Genomic DNA, 23,326 nt, shown 5'->3' with positions numbered 1-23,326 from the left:
TAAGATAAGAGCTTTGGAGCTTCTGGTATTGATTCCTTGATGGGAAAAGATAGAAAATTTTAATAACAGTAAGTCTCGATATTTATGAAACATTCTCCTAGATAGTTGAATTAACGCTTAATTTATGATATAAGAAGCACAGAGAGGGCGATCGCTCTCACAGAATCACTCAAGATGTTCAATCCTTAGGCATTGTTGCATCCCGGATGTCAGCACTGTTGAGGTTAGCACCCTGGTGTTCAGCCCCCCAAAGGTCAGCCCCCCGGAGATCGGCACCCCTAAAATCGGCATCACTGAGATTGGCATTGCTGAGGTCGGCATTCTGTAAGTTGGAACTTCTGAGGTCGGCATTCCTAAGATCGGCACCGCTGAGATCGGCATCAGTTAAGTCCACTCGTCTTAAATCCATACCCCTGAGGTCGGTACCTTTCAAGTTACACGCTTGGCATTGACGAGTGTCTCTCAATTGGCTAACCGCATCTCCAATATTGTCTCTTTTGTTACCGATACTCAAACTTGTAGCGATCGCCGCAACTAACCCGAAACTCAGCAGTAATATTTTGCCAGCAGACAACCTGAAATTAATTGCTCTTTCGACATTTCCCGATGTGGTGGCTTTGCCAACCACATCAATAAACCCAAGAGCTTGGAGAGCTGTCGCTGCATTAGGGTAGCGATGGTTTAATTTGGGTTCCGCCATCTTGGAGAGCCACTCAATATATTGGGTTGGATTTCATAGTTCCCCATCAGCCTGAGTAGAAGTTGATTGAGTCGAAACCGAGGGTAAATTTTAAGGGTTTTGAATTTGATGTCCTAGTTGTACTCGCCAAGCCTAAGGTTCAGCTCGTTGGTTCCCAAAACTGTAACGTTAGTCATCAGTAGTTCACGCTCTAGGCAAAGCGAAGGGTTGCAAGCGTCCAGGGTGACAACTTCCCTTATTGACTTGTCTCCCGTTGCTTCCTTATTTATGCATGTCTTCTGTAAGAATAAAATAATAAACTTTATCAGTTAATTTTTAGGTTTTATGAGTTACTAATCTGGCAAAATGACTCTCGTATTCTATAGTCAAAAATCTAATTTATCCCGCACATTTTGCCAATGGATTTGAAACAAGCTGACGCTATTGCTATTGCCACAGCGGTTCGTTCGGGAGAAATGAGTGCTAACGCCGTTGTCACGGCAGCATTAGAACGAATAGCGGCTAAAAATGAACTTTTTAATTGTTTCACGGCTGTCACGACTCAGACAGCACTTGCACAAGCCGAGAAAATCGATCGCACTATTGCCCAAAGCAAAAATCCAGGCATTCTCGCTGGCGTTCCCTTTGCGGTGAAAAACCTCTACGATATCGTCGGTTTAACCACTCTAGCCGGCTCAAAAATCAACAGCGAACATCCCCCAGCTACGCGGGACGCCACGGCAATTGCCCGACTTCAACAAGCGGGTGCCGTGTTAGTCGGTGCCCTAAATATGGATGAGTACGCCTATGGATTTGTGACCGAAAATTATCATTACGGTGCTACGCGCAATCCCCACGATCCAACCCGTATCGCTGGGGGTTCCTCTGGCGGTTCGGCGGCGGCGGTGGCGGCGGGATTCGTGCCTCTCACGCTAGGAACTGATACCAACGGTTCCATCCGCGTTCCCGCATCCCTGTGCGGGATTTTCGGCTTTAAGCCGACTTATGGGCGATTATCACGCTCAGGGGTGGCCTTATTTTCTAGTAGCTTTGACCATGTTGGGCCGTTTGCGCGTTCCGTGCGGGATATTGCCGCAACCTTTGATATCCTTCAAGGAGCAGATCAGAGTGACCCAGTTTGTACCACTCGTCCCCCAGAACTGTGCTTGCCTCAACTCAATCACGGCATTGAGGGGTTGCAAATTGCAGTAGCGGAGGGCTATTTTGCCCAAGGGGCACAACCCGAAGCGTTGGAAGCGGTTGCCCAGGTTGCGCAGGCGTTACAGGTTACGGCAACTGTGACAATCCCAGAAGCCCATCGGGCGAGGGCAGCAGCCTATATAATTACCGCGTCTGAAGGGGCTAATCTGCATTTTGCCAACTTGCGATCGCGCCCTCAAGATTTTGATCCCGCTACCCGTGATCGCTTTTTAGCCAGTGCCTTAATTCCGTCTCATTGGTACGTTCAAGCGCAACGATTCAGGCAGTGGTATCGCGATCGCCTCCGAGAAATCTGGCAAACTGTTGATATTATTCTCGCTCCCACAACGCCTTGTGCTGCCCCGCCACTCGGACAACAAACGATGCTCATTGCTGGCGAAGAAGTGCCCATCCGTGCTCATTTGGGAATGTACACACAACCGTTGTCTTTTATTGGTTTACCCGTCTTATCGGTTCCCATTCAACGTGCTGGAGCCTTACCCTTGGGAGTACAAATTATTGCTGCACCTTATAATGAGGCACTCCTGTTAAGAGTTGCCGCTGTACTTGAAGCCCAAGGAATTGTTTCTGCCCCAGTTGTGGCTTGAGAACTATCGTCATCCATTTCCGCTTAGATGTGAGGAGAACGACAAAAGGAAATAACCCTTTCATGAAAACTTACGACTGGATTGTAGTGGGTGGCGGTATTACAGGTGCAGCACTCAGTTATGAACTGGCAACCCAAGGTTTCAGTGTCTTGCTCCTCGAACAAGATGCCACGCTACAAGGTGCCACCCGTTATAGTTATGGGGGACTCGCTTACTGGTCAGGCACATCCGAATTAACCCGTCAGTTATGCCAAGAAGGAATTGAACGTCACCGCCTCTTATCTGAGGAATTAGACGCAGATACCGAGTTCCGGGAACTCGATTTGCTGTTATATATCGCTTCTGAAGAGAACCCGGAAAAGCTAGCGGCTAACTATGCAGGTTTTGCCATTACGCCTCGCTTACTCAGTGTAGAAGACGCCTGTGAACTGGAACCTTTACTCAATCCCAATGCGATCGCTGGTGCCCTGACACTCCGTCACGGACACATCCATCCCGAAAAAACCACCCAAGCCTACATCGACGCCTTCCGCCGTTGTGGGGGAGAACTTCAAATCACTCAAGTGGTGAAACTACTGCAACAAGGAACTCGCATTGAAGGGGTAAAAACAGCCCACCAAACCTATCACGCCGCCAACACGGTGATTTGTGCCGGAGGGTTAAGTCGCGCCTTACTCCAAACGGCTGGAATTCCTGTCCCGTTGTATTTTTCCCATGCGGAAATTATAGAAACCCCGCCGGTTGACCTACAACTGCGAACCCTCGTGATGCCAGCCAATACCAAGCGGTTTGCACTCGAAGCACAAGCCAGCAAGGCGGAGGTTGATTCCTTATGGGATGAACCCGGAAATGAGCCAGTACCGCCCATTTTAGATCCGGGTGCTGTTCAGTTTGTGGATGGTCGTTTCCTAATGGGTCAACTCAGCCGCGTGATAACAGAACCCTATGCTACGGTTGATGCAGCAGCAAGTGAGGCCGCCATTCGTACCCAAGTGGGGCAAATCTTACCTCCCCTGGAAAAGTTATCAGGAACTTGGTATTGTTGCCTGGTTGCATTCAGCCGCGATCGCCTTTCCGTTGTGGGGTCACTCCCTAACCTAGAGGGAGTTTATGTATTTTCTGGATTTTCTACCCCTCTGGTCTTCGTCCCCCCCCTAGCCCAGCGTTTCGCCCACTGGGCAACTGGCAAAGATGACCCGATTATTCGTCAATTGTCTTTTAGCGATCGCACCTGTATTTAGATTTTAGGTGCTACAATCATAAGCTTTCAGGGGCATCTACTTGGTCATAAGTAACCTCCTTTGGCGGTAGGGGCGTATTGTTGTACGCCCCTGTATCTTTTTTGCCCTTCACTCAAGCACGATTAGGACTGATACCAAATCCGCTTTGATAAGCCCCTTTTCAGCTTAAGTATTTTTTTCTTCTGCCTACTCCTGCGGAGAACGCTGCGCGAACTGCCTTCTGCCCTCTGCCCTCTGTCCTCACTAAAGCTCCGGTCTGCCTTCTGCCTTCGGGAGCATCCCATTTTTGGAAATATCTTTTTTTGTCTCAGTACTATCCCCCTTGTCCTCCTTCCCTTGTCTTCCTTGTCCCTGCTCAAAACTGTTTATGCAACTTTGGGATTCACCCTCTGCCTTCTGCCTTCTGCCTTGTTGCCACCAAAGTGTAAGTATTCAACCGGACCTGATATCAGTCCTAACTAGCTCAGGCCGCTTCGTCTCGTGAATCAAAGCTTGCTCCTTAAGAAGGAATCCATCTCGGATTTTGACCTATAAAATAAATCCTGCAAAGTTAGGAACGGCTAGCCAGAGGATTTATACCGTTCTCTTCTTTTTATTTTTTATGAAAAGAGAACAACTTTTGTTCGTGCCCCCAACGAAAAATAAAAGGGTTTTACCCACAATTGTCACAATTGTTTGCTCAACAGAGTTCAATACGAAGTTAATAATGATGTTTTTTAACTAATCTTTAATAATATTAAAAATACCAATAATTTATCAAAGAATTGACCTAACTTTTAAATAGGCTAGTACTTTGAGGGTTGGAAACGGAGAAATGAACCTCGATCATCTATTTAAGTGGCATGAGTCTCCTCAGAATCAAGCCGACCTCAGACCGCTTCAGCCCATTAACTTTGCTCAAAAAACGGATCAGACTGAAGACTTCCAAACCCTACAGCCCAAGAGAGTAGATGTAGAAGACCTTCTTACCCTCTACGATCGTCTTCCCTGCATTTGTTTCGCGCTCAACTCCGCGAAAATCATGATAGCAGTCAGCCAATTCGCCTCTGATTGTCTAGGTTATGAGGTTTTTGAGCTAGCCCAACAGCCCATCAGCGAGGTTTTTTATGGGCAAGACCAAGCCAGTGGTCAAGCTAAATTGACGGCAGTACAACAACAGTCGCATCCGATTACTCAATGGGAAACTCGCCTTGTCCGCAAGAATGGGAGCGTGCTGTGGGTGAGAGCCAAGGCTAGCTTAATGCCTAACACTCAATCCGAGCCAATTATCACTCTAATTTGTGAAGATATTACCGAGTACAAGCAAGCCCAGGAAGTAAAGCAACAGAGTCAGTTGTCGTTGATGGCTACTGTAGAGGAGAGTCGTCAGCACTCAGAAGAAGCACTGCAACAGCAATTTCTCCGGCAGCAGTTGTTAGGGGCGATCGCACAACGCATTCATCAGTCCTTAAACCTGGACAAAATTCTCAACACCACGGTGGATGAAGTGCGGCAGGTTTTAGCCTGCGATCGCGTGATTATCTTCCGCCTTCATGCCGATGGCAGTGGGGTGATTGTCGTAGAATCGGTAGACTCTGACTGGAGGCCGATTTCAGGAATCAGCATTGATGACCGTCACTTTGCACAAGCCTATATCACCCTATACAAACAAGGGAGAGTTCAGGCGATAGAAGATATCTACACCGCAAATTTAACACCCTGTCACCGCGATCTACTCGCTCAGTTTCAAGTGAGAGCGAACCTCGTCGTGCCAATGGTTCATGAAGAGCAATTGTGGGGGTTGTTAGTTGCCCAACAATGTTCCAAATCCCGGACGTGGCAGTCGTTGGAAATTGATTTACTCACTTCCCTCGCCACCCAAGCAGCGATCGCCATTCAGCAATCTGAACTTTACCAACAAGCCCAAACAGAAATTGCTCAACGCCAACAGGCAGAAGCCTCCCTACAGCAGCAGTTTCAGCGGGAACGCCTAGTCAGCGCGATTTCAGGGCGCATTCGCCAATCGTTAAACCTGGAGGAAATCCTGAATGCGACGGCAGATGAAGTGCGACAAGTGCTGCAAACAGACCGAGTCGTGATTTTTCGCTTCGAGCCGGATTGGAGTGGAAATGTCGTCGTAGAATCTGTGGCGTCGAGTTGCTTCTCGATTCTGGGAAGAAACATTTATGACCCTTGTTTTAAGCAGTCCTATATCGTGCCTTACCAACAGGGTCGGGTCAAGGCGATCGAAGATATCTACACCGCCAATATAGACCCGTGTCATTTGAATTTACTGACTCAGTTGCAGGTGCGAGCGAACCTCGTCGTGCCGATTCTACAGAACGAACAAACCCTTCAGAATCAAACTTCCCCTTGCCCAGAGGGGGATAAAGAGGATGCTCCCATCCCAAATCGATTGTGGGGATTGCTGATTGCTCATCACTGCACGGAACCCCGGACATGGGGACAATGGGAGATGGACTTGCTCACGTCCTTAGCCTCCCAAGTTGCGATCGCCCTCCAGCAAAGCCAACTTTATGAACAAGCTCAGTATCAGCGTCAACGGGAACAAGCTCTCAATCAACTGACTCAAGCCATCCGTCGTTCTTTAGACTTACAAACCATTTTTTCTACAGCTACTTGTGAGATTGAGAACCTACTAGAAGTAGACTGCGTTCAAATCATGCAATACTTACCTGAACAGAAGCTGTGGGTTAGTGTTGCTGAGTCTTGCAAAGGCTTATCTACTCCAGTGTGCCAAAGTCTGGAAATTTCTGATGAAAATAATCCGATCGCTGACCGACTCAAGCGATTAGAAGTTGTTCGGATTGACGATATTCATCTTTTGCAGGATGAGGTCAACAACGGCTGTGTTCCAACACTTCCGCGCCCTTGGTTAATGGTGCCACTGCACTTTAGTGACTCCATGTGGGGGGCACTAGCGCTGGTGATGAATACTGAATCGTACCATTGGCAGGATTCCCAGGTGGAATTAATTTGTAAGGTAGCAGACCAGTTAGCGATCGCTTTGCAACAAGCCGAACTCTACAAGCAAAGTTGTACGGCAATGGCACACGCCCAATCACAAGCTCAACAACTCGAACAAACCTTGATTGAACTTCGCCAAACCCAAGCTCAACTGGTGCAGAGCGAAAAAATGTCCAGTCTGGGACAACTGGTAGCTGGCGTGGCTCACGAAATTAACAACCCCGTGAGCTTCATCTATGGCAATCTCATGCATGCCAGTGACTACGCCCAAGACATTTTGGGTTTACTCCAGCTTTATCAGCAGTACTATCCCCATCCCGTGCCAGAAATTGAGGGGGAAATTGCAGCGATTGACTTGGATTTTCTGCTGGAAGACTTACCTAAACTTCTAAGTTCCATGAAGGTTGGAGCCGAGCGGATTTGTGAAATTGTGGCCGCGTTGCGGAATTTCTCCCGCTTTGCCGAAGCAGAAATTAAACCCGTCGATCTGCATGAAGGTGTCGATAGTACCCTGATGATTCTGCAAAATCGCCTGAAGGCTTCCGGAGGGCATCCTGAAATTAAAGTGATTAAAGAATATGGCAACTTGCCACTCGTCGAGTGTTATGCAGGGCAGCTCAACCAAGTGTTTATGAATTTACTCAGCAACGCGATCGATGCCATTGATGAGCAAAACCAAACCCTAACCCCTGGCCAAATCAACGCCAATCCCAGCTACATCCGAGTCTGTACAGAACTGTGCAACGACTATGAGGTCGCCATTCGCATTGCCGATAACGGCCCAGGAATCGCCGAAGATGTCAAAGCTAGACTCTTCGACCCGTTCTTTACGACCAAACCCGTGGGAACGGGTACAGGCTTGGGGTTGTCGATTAGTTATCAGATTGTCGTGGAAAAGCACGGGGGTCAACTACACTGCTATAGCCAGTTGGGTCAAGGGACTGAGTTTGTGATTCAGATTCCCATCCAACAACCCCCTAAAAAGCCCTAGTGCAAGGCGGCCAATCCCACCAGCCAGGTGAAAGGAAGGGAGTGGAGATGAGAGTGAGAATGGGAGAAACACCTACAAAAAACGGGTGGATTATTTCTGCCAGTCGGCACTACGTGTTCTTGGCGTAGAACCAAGAAGCATACTCATCACTTTTTTTGTAAAATCAGGGCGAACGATGGGACTTGAACCCACGAATGGTGGTACCACAAACCACTGCCTTAACCACTTGGCTACGCTCGCCATTGCATTGCCTAGTATAGCATCTATGTTGGTTGTCGATCTAGTGTTTTCATAAAGTTGTTCTTCTTTTGTTGTCCAACCAGGAACTCCAAGGTCAGAAGATGTAGTCATAGTGGATAGATGGTTCCCAAATAACATGAAGTTTTTACAGGTTGTTGCAGCAATGGGTGGAGTCGCTCTAATTGGGCTGGGAGTGTCGATGGCACTTACCAATCCCGGTAAGGACTCCTATGAGCAGTATGCAGTTGAGACACTCAGCACCTATCTCAAAGACGAAGCCTGTATGCAAGCCCCCAGCGTCTTCGGGAACGCCCTCCGTAGTCAATGTAAATCTCTAGTTGACACGGGACGCCCGCAAATCGAGCAAATTCTTACCCAATCGACACAGCAGTATAACTTTGTTTTTTTCAGTGTTTATCGCACCAATTTAGACATTGGCCCCTTCTTACCTGCTTATCAGTTTGATACATTGGGAGTTTTTCAAAACTTTTACATCTATCGGGCGGAGGAAAAGTAATACTAGGGTTGAGGGGAATTGGGAGTTAGGAATTGGAAATGGGGAAGTACTCGAAGATCACCCAGTGCCAAATACCAGTCCCCGCTAATTAACCCCTAAGCTCTTACAACATTAGCCATGACTTATTGTGTCACTCCTGGATGTCTTTCTCCTCAAAATCCAGATTCAGCTCGATATTGTCTCAGCTGTGGCACTAAATTATGGCTCAAAGAGCGATATCGCTCGATTAAACCCATTGGTTCTGGTGGATTTGGCAAAACATTTTTAGCGGTGGATGAGCATATTCCCTCCAAACCTCAGTGTGTGATTAAGCAACTCTACCTTCAGCATCCAAACAGTTTGGTTGCCAAAAAAGCCACGGAACTGTTCCGGCAAGAAGCCGTGCGATTAGATGAACTGGGCAAACATGCCCAAATTCCCACTCTTTGGGCACACTTTGAACAAAATCGACAGCTTTATCTGGTACAGGAGTTAATTAATGGACAAACTATTAAGCAAGAATTAGAAGCTAAAGGTACTTATAACGAAGCACAAATTTGGCAATTATTGCAAGATCTGTTACCAGTTTTACAATATATTCATGGCAATAAAGTCATTCATCGGGATATTAAGCCCGCCAACATTATCCGCCGTCGCGAGGATAAAAAATTGGTATTGATTGATTTTGGCGTGGCTAAGCTTCTTTCTGATACAGCCTTCTGGCAAACAGGCACAATTACGGGCAGTCCGGAATATATGCCCCCCGAACAGATTAAAGGAAAAGTCTTTCCTGCGAGTGATCTCTATAGTTTAGGTGTGACTTGTATCCACTTGCTAACTGAGATTTCGCCGCTGGATTTGTTTGATTCAATTAATGGCTGTTGGGTGTGGCGTGATTTCTTGCCATCGGAAAAGCGTGTAAGCGATCGGCTGGGTAAAATCTTGGATAAGTTATTGCAAAATCCGATTAAAGATCGCTTTAAATCAGCTGATTCTGTCTTGCAATATTTGAATTTCAATCCTAAAATAATCTATAATCATAAACGCGGGATTAATGGTCAAGCTTTAGTTTCAAAAGTAGGTGTTGACTACACGTTATTGCAAAATTTATTAACCCGAAATAAATGGCAAGAAGCAGACCAACAAACCTGGATTCTTCTGTGTCAAGCGTTAGGCAAGCGATTGGGTTATTACCTAACCAGTGGCGATATTGAAAAATTGCCCTGTGAGGATTTGTGGCTCATTGACCAGCTTTGGGTCAAGTACAGTAACAGGCGTTTTGGCTTAAGCATCCAGAAGTATATCTATGAAGATGTAGGAAAAGATTATCCCAGTTTTTGTGAGCGCGTGGGTTGGCCTATCCACAATCCGTCTGATCTCGATTCCTCATTAACATTTAATCGGAGAGCACCGATAGGACATTTGCCCTCACGGCGATGGATTGGTGGCTACTGTTGGTGGAATCATGCCAGTGTTTTAGCCGAAAAACTTGAAGAATGCGGCATTACTTAGCTTTTGTATAGTCTTGCGTCGTTGGTTATTGCTCAGAATCTAGACATTATCTCTATTACCCATTACCGATTACCCTGATTTCCGTTCAACCGAAAATTGCCACGGCTAGAAATATCTCTAAATCTCATTCTTTAGTTATAGAGTTCAGATAGCCAACTCTATCTGATGATGCAGGTTAGGGCGATAGCCTTAACTTAAGCTGGAAAAGTGAAATTTTGGTTTAATAGCTAATTACGGCTTCATCCGTAATTCTTGTTTGATTTTCAGAAGCCTTAAAAGGGTAAGAGTTGATGACAAAAACTGGGTTAATCCCCAATTGACAATGGCTCATTCCCTCAGCACAATAAAGGAGATTTACACATCATGTTTTTTCACAAAAAACTAATCATGCATCCGGTAAAAGTCGATGCACCCAATCCTCAGTTTGCCCAACTGCTTTTAGAACAGTTTGGTGGAGCCACGGGTGAGCTTACAGCCGCTTTGCAATACTGGGTGCAGTCGTTTCATTGTGAAAACGCCGGTATTCGGGATATGCTCCAAGATATTGCCATAGAAGAGTTTAGCCATTTAGAGGTAGTTGGCCGACTCATCGAAAGTCACACCAAAAATACAGACCAAACAGAAGCCTATAAGAGTACATTGTTTTCCCTGCGAGGCATTGGTCCCCACTTTTTAGACTCTCAAGGCAATGCTTGGTCAGCTAAATACATCAATGAGGGGGGTGATGTTGTACGTGACTTGCGCTGTGATATTGCCGCTGAAGCAGGAGCACGTCAGACTTACGAAGAATTGATTAAAATGGCACCGGATAAAGGAACCAAAGATACTCTCGTTTTTCTCCTAACCCGTGAGATTTCTCATACCCAGATGTTTATGAAGGCATTGGAGTCCTTGGGTAAACTCACTGACCCCTTCTTTGGCAATATTCAGCCGGATGAAACCGTCAATCTTTACTTCAACTTGTCCAGTGATGGTCAAGGAGAACCTCTTGCACCAACCAATCATGGTTCAGATGAGCGTGGCCCTTGGAATTCGGAGCCGAATTTTAAGTATATTGCCAATCCGCTAGAGCAGATGAAGCAACACGCTAATTAATCGCTAACTCCTCCTATAGAAGCCGGAAAAGTCAGGGGATTCATACTTCCCTGACTTTTCCGGCTTTGCGCTCAATTAGAAGTCTTTGATACAGAATTACTAATAATAGTGCTTACAATTGTACGAGGTGAATTAAAAATTTTAAAGATAGCATTGCCATTATCATCGGCTTATCTCCTAATTTCTCATGGTAGTCGCGATCCGCGCCCCCATCAGGCTATGGAAAGATTGGCGGAGCAAGTACGCTCTCAGTTGGAAACTAGGCGCTGGCGACAAGGAGAACCAGGGGGTATCCAGTATATGCATTTCCTGAACTCCCCCTTATCCCAGCCCTTAGTCCCTAATCAAGAGTTATTGCCTAGAAATCGCGATGGGTCTTTCCAGGCGAATCGCGTCTTACAACGAGCTGAAGCCAAGCCAGTAACGCCAACAGTGGTGAGTCGTAAGTGTCAGTATCCCCTCGTAGGGACAGCGACCTTGGAACTGGCTGATACTCCATTACACGAGCAAATTCGGCAATTTGCCAGGACGGCTGTTGCGGGTGCTTGCAATCAGATCCAGTTATTGCCGTTATTTCTGCTACCAGGAGTGCATGTGAGGGAGGATATCCCCGCAGAAGTGGCGCTGGCACAGCGAGATTTGGGTGAAGCGGTGGTACTCAACATGCGCCCTCACGTTGGTGATCACCCCGGTTTAGGCAGACTGTTGGTTAGCCAATGGTCCGGGGTAGACACGGACGCTAAGATTTTGTTATCTCATGGGAGCCGACGTGTGGGTGGGAATCAGCCGGTAGAGGCTGTGGCACGGGAATTGGGCGCAGTGGCGGCTTACTGGTCGGTACAGCCAACGCTGGAGGAGCAGATTAAAGTTTTGGTGGCAAGGGGTCACAAGCGAATTGGGATTTTGCCTTACTTTCTTTTTCCAGGGGGAATTACGGATGCGATCGCACAAAAGCTTGACATTTTACAGACCGAGTTTCCTACCGTAAAACTAACTTTGGGTGAGCCGATTGGCACAAGTGATATATTGGCAAATTTGATTGTGGATTTGATTGAGCCATGAACCACAGAGTCACAGACAGCACAGAGGTAGAGAGGAACAGAGTTTTGGGTAAGGTTTATCTGGTGGGTGCAGGGCCAGGAGACCCTGGGCTGATGACGCTGAAAGGGAAGGGATTGTTGGAGTGTGCGGATGTGGTGATTTATGACGCTCTGGTTAGTCCCCTAATTTTAGCCATGATTAATCCCCAAGCTGAAAAAATTGATGCGGGGAAGCGCAAAGGGCGTCATTCTAAGTTTCAGGAGGAGACGACGCAGCTATTGATTGAAAAGGCGCAGTCCCATGCAGTGGTAGTGCGACTTAAGGGAGGTGATCCATTTGTATTCGGGCGCGGCGGCGAAGAGATGGAGGATTTATTACAGGCAGGGGTAGCGGTGGAAGTGGTGCCTGGAGTGACTTCGGGAATTGCCGCTCCAGCTTATGCCGGAATTCCTTTAACCCATCGTGCTTATAGTTCCTCCGTGACATTTGTCACGGGTCATGAGTCGGCAGGAAAGTATCGCCCCAAAGTAAATTGGAGTGCGATCGCCCATGGCTCAGAAACGATTGTGATTTATATGGGGGTTCACAATTTACCCTACATTGTTAGCGAACTCAGGGAAGCGGGATTGAGTGACCAGACGCCAGTTGGACTCATTCGTTGGGGAACGCGACCCGATCAGGAAGAACTATTCGGCAGTTTGGGAACGATTGTCGCCCAAGTGGAGGAGACACAATTTGAAGCTCCTGCGATCGCCGTGATTGGGGATGTCGTTCAGTTACATCATGTTTTATCAGCGGTAGCACACCCTAAAATCCAAAATTAAGCAAAATTCAGTAAAAAAAACACAAAAGCCTCTTCCTACAGGAGGTTTGTACTTTGAATTTGGTATGTTTAAGGCGTATGGCAGCAACCCTTGAGCGTGTCACCTGAGATTCTAGCCCAATCGTTTTCTCTCGTACAATCGCTTAAGTAGGGGCGGGGGACTGACGAAGTCATGATCAATCAGGTTTTAAATAATCGTTATCGCATCGTTAGGGTTTTAGGCTCAGGGACTTCGGGACTCATCTATCTGGCGGCAGATATTCACCATCCCGATTTTCCGGTTTGTGTAATTAGACAGTTAAAGCTGCCCAAGAAAAACTCGATTGCCTTGACCCGTCTGCAATTTTTGCTCGAACGGAAGCCAGATGTTTTGGATCGATTGGCACAAAATCATCCGTCTTCCGAGATATTAGATTATTTTGTGGAAGACCAAAAGTTTTATTTGGTGGAAGAATATGTTCCGGGTCATCCCTTAAACTCGCAAACCGAATCCAGTTCTCTGCAATCGGAAGACCAAGGCGTTCTTCGGTTACAAGAAATGTTCAAGATGTTGGGTTCGACCAATACGCCGACACACAGACAATCACCGACACCTGCCTCTCCCCCAGAAGCACCCGATACAGAGATTGACAGTGTACAGCCGTCTCCCCCTCCTCCCCCTCCTCCCCCTGCTCCTCATCCGAAAAAACCTCGGTTTCGCAAACTCCTCTGGCTGATTCTGGCAGGGGGAGCCGTTCTAGCGCTTGTTGCGGGATTCATAGTATTGCTTCAAAGTCAAAATCAGACCAATGCCAAATCTTATTACAACCAAGGTGTTGAAAAACTGAAGAAAGAGGATCGCCGAGGAGCGATTCAGGATTTTGACCAGGCTATTCGCCTCAATCCAAACGATCCCTTAGCTTATGGCAACCGGGGAAATGCTCACTACGATTTAGGCGATTATAAGGCGGCAATTGAAGATTACAGCCAGATGATTCGTCTCGAACCAAATAAAGCGGGGGCTTATTATAATCGGGGGCTTGCCCGTTACGATTTGCAAGATTGGCAAGGCGCAATTGAGGATTTTGACCACTTAATTCGCCTACAGCCAAATGATGCCGATGCCTACTATAAACGGGGTATTACTTACTTTGAACTGAAAAATTATCGAGCGGCGATTGAAGACCTCAATCAGGTGATTCGACTCAATCCCAAGGAGGCTAAGGCTTACGTTTCTAGGGGACTAGCGCGCTCTGAGGCCGGTGAGCAACGGGAGGCGATGGAGGACTATACCAAAGCGCTGGAATTAGAACCGAAGAATGCTCAGGCTTATTACAGTCGAGGCAGAGCCAGATTTCTGTTGGGAGATTATGGAGGAGCGGTGGAAGATTACACCCAAGCCATCGAATCCGATCCCAAGAATGCGGCAGCTTATACCAATCGCTGTAGTGCGCGGTTAAATCTGAGCGCTTATCAGGATGCGATCGTCGATTGTACCCAGGCCATTGCCCTTAATCCCAACAAGGACGAACCTTATAATAATCGGTGTATTGCTTACTTCAATCTGAAAGATTATCAAAATGCCCTCCAAGATTGCTCTCAAGCAATTCGGTTTAATCCGAATAACGACACGGCTTATAGTAATCGCGGAGATATTCGCCGCAATTTAGAAGATAAGCAAGGCGCGCTGGAAGATTACACCCAAGCAATCCGGCTGAATTCTAATAATAGTATTGCTTATAGTAATCGAGCGGATGCTCGCCGGGATTTAGGAGATGAGCAAGGTGCGATCGCCGATTACACCGATGCGATTCGGCTTAATCCCAAAAATGCTTTTGCTTACTATGGTCGAGCCTTAACTCATGTGGCGGTAGGCAATAAGTCGGAAGCGATCACCGATTTTCAGGAAGCTTCCAGACTCTTTTTAAATAATGGCAGGATTGGTGGCTATAACGATGCTCAGTTTCAGCTCAAAAAACTTCAACAATAGTCTCCAAAGCTCATAGCCTAACCGTAATTTTAGGCATAGGGGCTTCTTTCGTTCTATGAATCCTTATTATCTGCTAATTTCTGAAGAACTAGCGCCACTCGCTCATCGTTGGCGCTGAGATGATTGGCTTTTCTACAACTGAAAACATTGGGGTTTTATTGAGTTCACCCGATTGTGCTGATACATAGAGCGAAAACGTGATTGTAATGGATAAAAGTATTTTTTCAAGCATCACCAACTCCTCCAAAAGCAGCTAAATTACGGCTCAACTGCTCGTAGCCTAAATATCTACGATTTATCCTGAACGACAGGTGATCAAAGGCTTTGAGAATTGGTGATGATTATCGTTGGGTTAGGTGATAGCTGTCATAGACGCTGAGATTTTATTCCTAAGTAGGAGCTTGGGAGATTGGGAGAAATTCTCGTCATGTTTCTTTGATCATTCTTCAGCCTGATCCTTTTTAGACATTGTCGAGTCTTCTGCATCGTCTTGCGGTGTAGTCGCGTCAGACCATATATGTGTCGAGTCTTCTGCATCGTCTTGGGGTGTAGCCGCGTCAGACCATATATGTGTTGAATCCTGCACATCTTGAGGTGTAGCCGCGTCAGACCATATATGTGTTGAATCCTGCACATCTTGAGGTGTAGCCGCCTCAGACCATATATGTGTTGAATCGCGAGGATTCTGCAAGGGAGTATCCTCTGAGGAGGAAGAGTTACTACGTGCTTTATCCTTGACCTTAGAACTGTTAGATAAATTTGGAGGCAACGCTGCACTCAAGGGTTTTAGCGCTTCCAATACCTCTGTTGCAGACTGATAGCGAGCGCGGAAATTGTAACGAACCATTTTCTTGATAATCGCTGCCAATTTAGGGTTAACGGTTGTTTGATCCTCCCACATGACTTCTCCGGTTACAGGGCTAGACGGCAAGTGAGCAGGATGAGTTAGAGTCAAGGCTTGGATCGCAATCATGCCCAGAGCATAAATGTCGCTATTGTATTTTGGATTGCCTGCGGCTTGTTCGTTAGGCATATAACCTTTTGTGCCAATTCCTATCGTTAATTCCGTTTGTTGTTCACCCTCGGTTAATTGAATATTGAGTTCTTTAACAGCGCCAAAATCAATCAGAACTAATTTGCCATCAGATTGTCGTCGGATAATGTTGTCGGGTTTAATATCTCGGTGAATGACTCCATGAGAGTGAATAAATTTCAAAACCACTAAAAGCTCTTGCAAAATCTCAATGACTTTGGCTTCAGAAAGTGGCACCAGTATCGGCAGTTCATGGGTTAGAGGACGACCAACAACCAATTCTTGAACTAAACAAAATTCGATACCTTCTTCAAAATGAGCAAGCAGTTGAGGGATTTGGTCATGTTGACCCAGCTTCTCCAAAATTTCAGCTTCTTTGATAAATAACCGTCGTGCGAGTTCCCACATTTTGGGATTATTACTAGCAGGGCTGAGTACCTTAACAACGCATCGAGGATTACCAGGGCGTTGGGTATCTTCTGCGATCCAGGTCTTACCAAATCCTCCCGAACCGAGTGGGTCGATGGTTTTGTAGCGCCCACCTAAAAGAGTGCCCAACATATCCAGTTCCCTCTCTTCCAAGAGTCCTTCAAATTCGTCCGTCTGAGAGATCATTTCCCGAACGATGGGTGAGGAAGAGTATTGCTTGATGGTGCGACGGATTTTGAGTTGCTTGAAATAATCCCGAATTGAGCCAAGGGTGCCGTAAGAGAGGGATGAGAGTGCGATCGCTAATACTGGAATGCTAGTGGGTAAAATGACACGACTATAAACAAACAAGGCATAACTCATTCCTCCCCAGGCGAATACCGCCCCTGCGGCTAATCCGAGGCGCACTGGCAGGTTCTTGATTCTCGTGATTAAAAATCCCGCCCCAACAACCCCGATGAAGACGGACATCCCTCTGTGCGAGGGATTAGGTATGGCTTCCGCAATGGAACGTCCCTGTAGTAAGGTGGCGATCGCATGGGCATGGAGTTCCACTCCACTCATCCGTTGGGGATACCACAAGCTTTCCGAAAAAGGTGTGGGGTGAAAGTCTTGCAATAAAGTTGCTGTTGGCCCAATTAGGACAATTTTGTCTTTGAAATACTGTCCCTGTTGGAGATAGCTATTCCAGTTACTGGGATCGAGGACATTCCAGAATGGAATAATCTCAAAGCTATTGGCGGAACCATAGAAGAAAATTGTGTCACCTTGCGGTTGAGGGTAACGCAGTCCAGCCGCTTGTAAGATTGCCTCATCAAACGAGGGAACTGTGGCAACAATTTGAGCAAAGGCTTTTGCCAGTTCGGGGTCTGAATATTGTTGCGCTAAACGTTTAGGAAACTCCTTACCGTGACGATGAATCCTGCCATTAGGCTCAATAAAATAGTTAATTGAACCAACAGACATTGGATTTGTTTGAAGGAAAGAACCAGGCTGGAGGAGTTTAGTCGAATCACCCGGTCGAGTTTCATCTTCTTCGTAACTGGCGGCTAGGGTGACTCGACCTGCATACTTTTGCAGTACCCGTTGCAATGCGGCATCGTCTGCCTCACCGTAACTGCTGGGAAGATCCAAAACAATATCTAACGCGACAGCTTTTGCTCCAGCCGCCATGACTCGCTCAATGGCAATGGCATATGCCTCGCGTTTCCAAGGCCAATTTTTGATCGCCTCCAAGTCCACTGCGCTTTTAGGATCGACCTGATACGAATTCTGCCATTGAGTCATGGAGTCATCATCGATCGCTAAAATCACAATGTTGTTTGGGGCTGGGACTGAACCTCGGAGTTGGAAGAACAACGTCTGGGCTTGTCGTTCCATCGATTGCACCAGACTCCCATTCAGAGCCGTTGCGATCGCGCCTGAGAGCGCCCAGACCCCAACCAACAGGTGACCCAACCCATTTGTCTTAAACCAGCGCTCAAACCCTGCGGACGTTGAAGTCCCTGTCTTTGTCTGATGCTTTGTTCGTTGAGTTGGAGGAGAGGTTGGGTTAGGTTTCCAGAATTTCCACTTGGGATCGCTCGACATTTTTATACAGCCAACTGATGATTCTCAACACTTTTCTACAGTTTGACTTATGTTCAGTAATCGTCAAGGCTAATCCGGAATAGTGAGTTCTTTCACTTTAGTGAAAATAATCGATGGGAAGAATATATTTTTTATCTTTCGACCGATTCATAGTCCTTAAAACGCTTGAATCCACTCTTTTACCTCATATTCAGTCCAAATCCCATTTTGCCAGTATGGGTCAGATTCAACTAACTGGCACACTGTGGCTTTATCTTCTGCTTCATAGATCCCAAAGACTTTAGTTACATCTTTGGTCGGGCCAATTGTAATTAAAACGCCTGACTCTTTTTGCTTCGCCAAACCATCAAGATGAGCTTGTCGGTAAGGGGCACGCTTTTCTAAAACATCCTCGCAATAGCTTCCCCACAGTACGTATTTAGGCATAGTGATAATGGGTAATTGGTAATTAGTAATGGGTAATTGGTAATTGGTAAAAAACTATAGCGTTTCTGATGTTACGTGCTTGTACATGAGAATAACCTAACCCCCAACCTGCTCATCCTCACCTTCGACTCCAGTCGCTCCGGTGCCTACTAGGGTTACGGGAGTAAGAATCAAAGCCTCTCTCGTAAACAAAATTATCCGCTTCCCTCTCCTCATAGGAGAGGGTTAGGGAGAGGCCAGAGTGTGCCGCATCCAATCGAGAATCGCTATGATCACCAATTACCAAGATCAACTTTTTAAACTCTGAGGGTGACGCCGAATTTTTCCACCAAAGATTCTCGCACTTTTTGATGGAGTGATTCCACCTCTTCAGCAACGAGGGTGCGATCGCCTGCGCGATAAACTAGCCTAAACGCTAAACTTCGCTGTCCCTTAGGAACCGATTCCCCGCGATACTCATCAAACACTTGCACCGACTCTAATAACGGCTTACCCGCGTTGATCGTTGTGCGTTCGATTTCCGCCACAGAGACTTTCTCCGGTACGAAAAAGGCAATATCTCGATCAGAGGCTGGGAATGTGGGATAAGGCTTGAATCGAGGGGTCAGGCTTGCTTCCTGAGCTAGAGCATCCAAAAGCACATCTAAGTCCAGCTCAAAGGCGTAGATGGCATCTGGCAGGCCGTATTCTGATCGCAACTGGGGGTGCAACTGCCCAAATCTCCCCAAGCTTTCTCCCTGAAGCCACAAGGAAGCCGTGCGTCCTGGATGAAAGCGATTGTCTTGCCGATTGGGTTGATACTCAATCTTCAAAGCTAAGCGCTCAAATACGCTCTCTAGTAGCCCCTTGGCCTCATACCAAGTCATGGGGGACTCCTGTCCTCCTTTCACCCAGCGGCCTTGCGTGGGATCGCCGCCCAGAATCCCAGCGACGGCGTCAGCTTCTTGGAAACCTTCCTCTTCCCGCCAGAAGACTCGACCGATCTCAAACCCATTGAGGACACCGTTACCCTGTTCCAAGTTGTACTGACAGGCATCAATCAACCCAGACAGTAAATTGGTACGTAGGGCAGAATACTCGGTCAACAGTGGATTGGCCAAAGAAATTTGCTTGTCGTCTGTTGGCTTAACCAAAGAGTATTGCACTAATTCTGTCAATCCTCCCGCCCGGAAGGCTTCTCGCAGTTGCCGCATTAACTGCTGTTCTAGGGAGAGATAACCGGGTTCCGTCTTATCCGGCAGTTCCTCACAGAAGTTGTTGTAACCGTAAAGACGAGCCACTTCCTCAATCAGGTCAATTTCCCGCTCCAAGTCCCGATAGCGGTAAGGGGGTACGGTGACATTCCATTGAATAGATTCCTCGTCTTTGCCGCGCTGCAATTGACAGCCGAGGGCGGTGAGGATACGTTCAACATCCTCTGGCATAATTTCGCCAATCTCGTCTTCCAGTTCCACCGGACCTAAAATCTGATTGATGCGGTCAAGACGTAACTCAATTGAGCGTGTCCAAGTGGCGGGATCAGGCCGTGTGTCGGCAACGGATTGTGACGTGAGGGTGCCGCTAGCTAACTCAGTCAGCAGGGCGATCGCTCTTTTTGCCGCCATCCCGAACTCCGCTTGATTCACTCCCCGCTCGAAGCGGATAGATGCCTCAGTGCGTAAGCCAAGGCTGCGAGCAGAGCGGCGAATTGCCACCGACTCAAATAGCGCCGCTTCTAAAACGATATTCTGAGTGCCCTCGTAAACTTCCGTGTCTTCACCTCCCATCACCCCAGCGAGGGCAACGGGTTTGTCGTTCGCGGTAATTAACAACGTTTGGGGTTGGAGGGTTCGGGTTTGACCATCCAGCGTTTTCAGGGATTCTCCTTGGGTGGCGAGGCGAACACCGATGGTGAGGGAATTGCTCCCAGCCACGGCTAAAAGGCGATCGCGGTCAAAGGCATGTAGCGGCTGACCCCATTCCAACAAAACATAGTTTGTCACATCCACCACATTGTTAATCGGTCGCACCCCAGCAGCTTGTAAACGCCGTTGCAACCAGTCTGGGGACGGTTCAATTTTGACCCCTTCGATCACCGTACCCATGTAAGCCGGACAGGCACCAGGCTCAGAGATTTTCAAATGCAAACCTTCTCCCCCAGATGGGAGCGAAAGTTCAGGTGCTTGTGGCAGCTTCAATGCAGCTCCCGTCAAGGCCGCCACTTCTCGCGCCACCCCTACCATACTCAAGGCGTCAGCGCGATTCGCCGTTGCCGTCAGATCGAGGATGACATCTTCTAAGTGCAGCAAAGGACGCACATCACTCCCTAACTGGAGATTTTCCTGCTCAAAGATGTGAATGCCCTCGGCTTGTTTTTCTAAGCCGACTTCCGCTAGGGAACAAATCATGCCTTCTGAACGAACGCCTCGCAGTTTTGAGGCGCGAATTTTCACATCGATCGCGGGTAGGTAAGTGCCACTGGTGGCTACCGGAACATAAGCCTCCGCCCGGACATTAGCCGCGCCACAGACAATATTCAACGGTCCATTGGGATCTCCAATATCCACTTGACAGACCCTCAGCTTATCTGCGTTGGGATGGGGCTGTACGTCGAGTACCTTCCCCACCACCACACCATCCGCTAATTTTCGCAGGTCTTCGATGTCTTCTACCTCAAACCCTGCAAATGTCAGGGTTTCGGCTAACTCTTCGGGTGCTAGGGTCACGTCCACCAGTTCCCGAAGCCAATTCAAAGAAATACGCATTGACTCCTAGTTTTTACCTACCGTAGATGTGATTATTTTACAAACAAGAAGGTGAGGGGCAATGGGGTTAATCACGCTAGACCTGTGCGGCAGCAGTTTCTCATCAGTTTTCAAGAATAGTCCGAAAACCTTTCTCCCCTACTCCCCAATCTCCCATCCTCATCCTTGTATGAACTCCGGTCATCTCCCGCTCCAAGCCCCGATCCTCAGCTTAGCTCCGGCCCCAATATCCCGCTCCCCCACTGCCCTTTTCTCTCCTTCTTTTGCTACCTTTATGGAAGCTTCCAATAGAATGGATATAACTTTAGCAACTCTTTACAGGAAATCGGGGAAGTACACGCAAACTTGCGTCACATACCCCCCAAGTCTAGATGAAAAGTAGGATATCCTGGTTTTAAATCAGATTTCATTCAAAGGCTTGCCAAAGCAAGGGTGCATTCGGCGGTGCGTTTCCCATAAAAGTCAATAAGTATCTTAAGCCGGGTGCTTCAATCATAAGGTTTCGTCCCAGCACGGACAACGCCCCATCGGTGACGCTGAATGAGCTACTGCTTAAATCCTGCCTGTCCTCAGCCTAAAAATCCAATCCACGTCGAGACCTGTCAGGCGTGTGGTTCCCAATTGTTGTTGCGTGATCGCTATCGCGTCCAAAAAGCCTTGGGCCAAGGTGGTTTCGGAGCCACGTTTTTAGCCCAAGATGAATCTCTGCCTGGAGATCCCTGTTGTGTAATCAAACAACTCCGTCCAGCCTCAACCGGTTCTCATGTTATCCCCATGGCACGAGAGCTGTTTGAGCGAGAAGCTAGAACTCTGGGAAAAATTGGCAATCATCCTCAAGTTCCCAGACTGTTGGATTATTTTGAAGACAACCAACAGTTTTACTTAGTGCAAGAGTATATCAGTGGCTCGACCTTGCAACAGGAAATCAGGCGGTCGGGCCCGCTGAGCGAAGCTGGAGTCAAACACTTCTTGAGTGAAATCCTGCCCCTGCTGCAATACATTCAGAGCCAGCAGGTGATTCACCGAGACATTAAACCGGCGAATATCATTCGTCGCGATCAAGATGGCAGACTGGTTTTAATTGACTTTGGGGCTGTGAAAAACCAAGTTAATCCAGTCACGAACAACGCCTCAGACCAGACCGCATTGACCAATTTTGCGATCGGTACCCCAGGCTTTGCCCCCCCAGAACAGATGGCATTACGCCCGGTTTATGCCAGTGACATTTATGCCGTGGGTGTGACTTGCATTTATTTGTTGACCGGGAAATCTCCCAAAGACTTAGACTATAATCCGTCAACTGGCGAAATGGTCTGGCAGAAGTACGTTCAAGTCACCGCTCATTTTGCGGAAGTCTTGAAAAAAATGCTGGAGGCTTCGGTTCGCCATCGCTATCAGTGTGCCACGGACATCATGAGAGCGCTTGACCTGGAGCCTTATCTCGATAGTTTGACCCAGGGTTTAGCGACTCAACCGAATACTCCACCCGGTTTGAGCAAAGGCTTAAGCAGCCAATCCTTCTACTCTGGGGACTTAACCGACAAGAGTTCCCCTTCTAGTCCCTCAACGGCCACCTCAAAGCTGGCAATGGCCATTCGAGCGCGTCGCGCCCGCAAAGAACAAAGTGGTGGTAGCTACACAGCGGGGAGCCAGCGTACTCAGAGTGATCCTAGCCAACGCGGTTCTGCCAATTTGCTCAAAAGCGAGGGTTTTACCACCGGAAAGCCGAAAGTTCCGAGCAAGTTAGATGCTAATGGTCTTTTAACCGCTTACATGAAAGGTCGCAGAGATTTCGCCTCTCAGGATTTGAGCGGGCTCGATCTTCATAAAGTTGACTTATCTGGGGGAATCTTTCATCAGGCGAAGTTGGCCAGAACTAATTTCCAAGGAGCTGATTTATCGAATGCTGACTTTGGTCGAGCCAGTTTAAATCGGTCGAACTTGCGAGATGCGAATTTGGGTCGGGCTTACTTGAGCTACGCCGATCTGGAAGGAGCTGACTTGAGAGGCGCAGATCTCAGCTATGCCTATCTCAATCATGCGAATCTCAAAGGAGCCAATCTGTGTGGTGCTAATCTCTCCAATGCCAAAATCAGTGAAGAGCAACTGACACAGGCTAAGACGAATTGGGCAACTGTGTTACCCAGTGGTAAGAGAGGTTTTTGGTAATTAGCTCTCAGGGGTCAGGGATCAGCAGTCAATGGTAAAAAAATAACTGACAACCAGCGCTAAATTTATGTAA

At 47.5% G+C, this 23,326-nt stretch carries 14 protein-coding genes and 1 tRNA gene; 10 read left to right on the top strand and 5 right to left on the bottom strand.

Annotation, left to right across the window (positions count from 1 at the left end; genetic code table 11):
* Nucleotides 1-178: 178 nt before the first annotated feature.
* Entirely contained in the window at nt 179-700 is a 522-nt protein-coding gene (locus tag NDI48_13110; protein ID MEP0832141.1) for a pentapeptide repeat-containing protein, read from the bottom strand.
* A gap of 398 nt (nt 701-1,098) precedes the next feature.
* On the opposite strand from NDI48_13110, the gene NDI48_13105 reads away from it, so the two are divergent.
* From NDI48_13105 to NDI48_13095, 3 genes are all read left to right on the top strand, one after another.
* On the top strand, nt 1,099-2,487 hold the full coding sequence (locus NDI48_13105) for an AtzE family amidohydrolase (protein ID MEP0832140.1): 1,389 nt from the start codon (nt 1,099-1,101) through the stop codon (nt 2,485-2,487).
* A 62-nt stretch (nt 2,488-2,549) separates the two neighbouring features.
* Nucleotides 2,550-3,728, top strand: a complete 1,179-nt coding sequence (locus tag NDI48_13100) for an FAD-binding oxidoreductase (GenBank protein MEP0832139.1) — start codon at nt 2,550-2,552, stop codon at nt 3,726-3,728.
* An 814-nt stretch (nt 3,729-4,542) separates the two neighbouring features.
* On the top strand, nt 4,543-7,686 hold the full coding sequence (locus NDI48_13095) for a GAF domain-containing protein (GenBank protein ID MEP0832138.1): 3,144 nt from the start codon (nt 4,543-4,545) through the stop codon (nt 7,684-7,686).
* Between the two features lie 167 nt (nt 7,687-7,853).
* On the opposite strand, the gene NDI48_13090 is transcribed toward NDI48_13095, so the two are convergent.
* Nucleotides 7,854-7,926, bottom strand: a tRNA-His gene (locus NDI48_13090).
* A 136-nt stretch (nt 7,927-8,062) separates the two neighbouring features.
* Between NDI48_13090 and NDI48_13085 the strand changes: the two genes are divergently transcribed.
* From NDI48_13085 to NDI48_13060, 6 genes are all read left to right on the top strand, one after another.
* The gene (locus NDI48_13085; protein MEP0832137.1) at nt 8,063-8,443 is read left to right on the top strand and encodes a DUF4359 domain-containing protein; all 381 of its coding nucleotides are present in this window, start codon (nt 8,063-8,065) and stop codon (nt 8,441-8,443) included.
* A gap of 117 nt (nt 8,444-8,560) precedes the next feature.
* Nucleotides 8,561-9,934, top strand: a complete 1,374-nt coding sequence (locus tag NDI48_13080; GenBank protein ID MEP0832136.1) for a serine/threonine-protein kinase — start codon at nt 8,561-8,563, stop codon at nt 9,932-9,934.
* A gap of 363 nt (nt 9,935-10,297) precedes the next feature.
* Nucleotides 10,298-11,029: a manganese catalase family protein gene (locus NDI48_13075; GenBank protein ID MEP0832135.1), complete on the top strand. Its 732-nt coding sequence runs from the start codon at nt 10,298-10,300 to the stop codon at nt 11,027-11,029.
* 108 nt (nt 11,030-11,137) lie between these two features.
* A complete protein-coding gene (locus NDI48_13070; protein MEP0832134.1) occupies nt 11,138-12,091 on the top strand; it encodes a sirohydrochlorin chelatase in 954 nt (317 codons plus the stop codon).
* The gene (gene cobA, locus NDI48_13065) at nt 12,088-12,894 is read left to right on the top strand and encodes a uroporphyrinogen-III C-methyltransferase (GenBank protein MEP0832133.1); all 807 of its coding nucleotides are present in this window, start codon (nt 12,088-12,090) and stop codon (nt 12,892-12,894) included. Before NDI48_13070 ends, cobA begins: the two co-directional genes overlap by 4 nt.
* Nucleotides 12,895-13,065: 171 nt before the next feature.
* On the top strand, nt 13,066-14,862 hold the full coding sequence (locus NDI48_13060; GenBank protein MEP0832132.1) for a tetratricopeptide repeat protein: 1,797 nt from the start codon (nt 13,066-13,068) through the stop codon (nt 14,860-14,862).
* 439 nt (nt 14,863-15,301) lie between these two features.
* Here the strand turns inward: NDI48_13060 and NDI48_13055 are convergent, their stop codons facing one another.
* From NDI48_13055 to pheT, 3 genes are all read right to left on the bottom strand, one after another.
* Nucleotides 15,302-17,914 (bottom strand): serine/threonine-protein kinase, encoded by a 2,613-nt coding sequence (locus tag NDI48_13055; protein MEP0832131.1) that lies wholly within the window; start codon nt 17,912-17,914, stop codon nt 15,302-15,304.
* 156 nt (nt 17,915-18,070) lie between these two features.
* Nucleotides 18,071-18,340, bottom strand: a complete 270-nt coding sequence (locus tag NDI48_13050; GenBank protein MEP0832130.1) for a YciI family protein — start codon at nt 18,338-18,340, stop codon at nt 18,071-18,073.
* A gap of 296 nt (nt 18,341-18,636) precedes the next feature.
* Nucleotides 18,637-21,084: a phenylalanine--tRNA ligase subunit beta gene (pheT, locus tag NDI48_13045; protein MEP0832129.1), complete on the bottom strand. Its 2,448-nt coding sequence runs from the start codon at nt 21,082-21,084 to the stop codon at nt 18,637-18,639.
* A gap of 540 nt (nt 21,085-21,624) precedes the next feature.
* Here pheT and NDI48_13040 point away from each other — a divergent pair.
* Nucleotides 21,625-23,253 (top strand): serine/threonine-protein kinase, encoded by a 1,629-nt coding sequence (locus NDI48_13040; protein ID MEP0832128.1) that lies wholly within the window; start codon nt 21,625-21,627, stop codon nt 23,251-23,253.
* Nucleotides 23,254-23,326 lie beyond the last annotated feature (73 nt).

The organism is Microcoleus sp. AS-A8 (assembly GCA_039962225.1).
Lineage (GTDB): Bacteria > Cyanobacteriota > Cyanobacteriia > Cyanobacteriales > Coleofasciculaceae > Allocoleopsis.
This window is presented reverse-complemented; position numbering and strand designations above follow the sequence as displayed.